Here is a 1,685-nt window from a genome sequence, read left to right as displayed (position 1 = left end):
GCCGACCTGATCACCGGCCTCCCGCCGCTCGGCGCGGACGGCCGCTGGACCGCGCGGGCCGCCGCCCTGGACACCGCCGAACGCCGGATCGCCGCCGCCCTGGCCGCCACCGCCCATGATCGCGATCTGCTCCAGGGCCTGCTGGACCGCCGCGGCGAGCTCCGCGGACGTTTCGCGGCCTATACGGCGAAGGCCGCAAGACTGGGCGTACTGGAAGAACAGGAGGTCACCCGGCACAGGGACACAGCTCGGGCACTACTCTGGACCTCCCCCTGCGACCTCCGTCAGGCCACCGTGGCACTGTCCGCCTTCAGCAAGGCGCTCTCCCCCGAGGCGGCACCATGAACTGCTCCCAGCCCGGCTGCGCCGGGACGGTGGAGGACGGCTACTGCCTGATCTGCGGCATGGCCCCCACCGCCGAGGAGCAGCTCACCCACGCCCAGTCGGCCGCCCAGTCCGCCACCCCGTCCCCCGCCACGGCCGCGGTGGCCGAACCGGCCGGAGCCGAGCTGCCGATGACCGGGTCGGTCCGCGCCACCAGGACCACGATGTCGGCCGCCAGCAGCGGCAAGTCCCGGCGCGGGATGCTCGGCGCGGGGCTGGTCGAGGTGCCGCCCGTCCCCTACCGGGATCCGGCCGAGGCCGTCCTGGACGACCCGATGGTCGCCGAGCGCAAACGGTTCTGCCGCTGCGGCGAGCCCGTCGGACGCAGCCGCGACGGCCGTCCCGGACGCACCGAGGGCTTCTGCCCCAAATGCGGCTCCTCCTACTCCTTCACCCCGAAGCTCCAGCCCGGTGATCTCGTCGGCGGCCAGTACGAGGTGCTGGGCTGCCTCGCCCACGGCGGGCTCGGCTGGATCTACCTGGCCCGCGACCGGAACGTCTCCGACCGGTGGGTCGTGCTGAAGGGCCTGCTCGACACCGACGACCCCGAGGCCAGCGCCGTCGCCGCCGCCGAGAAGGCGTTCCTGGCCGAGGTCGAGCACCCCAACATCGTCCGGATCTACAACTTCGTCCAGCATCCCGAGCCCCGCACCCTGACGATGGTCGGCTACATCGTCATGGAGTACGTCGGCGGCCACGCGCTCAAGGACGTCCTGCTCGACCACCGCAAGGAGCACGGCGAGCAGACCGCGCTCCCCGTCGGCCAGGCGATCGCCTACGCCCTCGAAGTGGTCAGGGCGCTCGGCTACCTGCACGGTCTCGGGCTGCTGTACTGCGACTTCAAGCCCGACAACGCGATCCAGTCGGAGGAGCAGCTCAAGCTGATCGACCTCGGCGGGGTCCGCCGGATGGACGACCAGGAGTCGCCGATCTACGGCACGATCGGCTACCAGTCCCCCGAGATCGCGGCGCTCGGCCCGTCGATCAGCTCCGACCTGTACACGGTCGGCCGGGCCCTGGCCGTCATGAGCTTCCCGTTCCACGGCTACACCACCACCTGGGCGGCCGGCCTGCCGCCCCGCGAGCAGATCCCGGTGCTGCGCGAGCACGAGTCGTTCGACCGGTTCCTGCGCCGCGCCACCCACCGCGACCCGGCCGAACGGTTCCAGGACGCCCAGGAGATGGCCGACCAGCTCACCGGCGTGCTCCGCGAGGTGCTGGCCGCCCAGGACGACGAGCCGCGCCCCGCCCGCTCCGCCCTGTTCGGCGCCGAACGGCAGACCGCGACCAGCGCCCTCACC

General features: G+C 72.6%; 1 protein-coding gene and 1 pseudogene. Both read left to right on the top strand.

The window, feature by feature from the left end; all coding sequences use genetic code 11:
• Positions 1–345 (top strand): annotated as a pseudogene (locus ACYVE7_RS33605) (hypothetical protein); the annotation flags it as partial.
• On the top strand, positions 342–1,685 hold a 1,344-nt coding region (locus ACYVE7_RS33600), incomplete at its 3' end, for a serine/threonine protein kinase (RefSeq protein ID WP_460370552.1). The pseudogene ACYVE7_RS33605 and the gene ACYVE7_RS33600, both read left to right, overlap by 4 nt.

This window comes from Actinocorallia lasiicapitis (genome assembly GCF_054778695.1).
The sequence above is the reverse complement of the archived record's forward strand: the minus strand, read 5'-3'. Positions and strand labels throughout refer to the sequence as shown.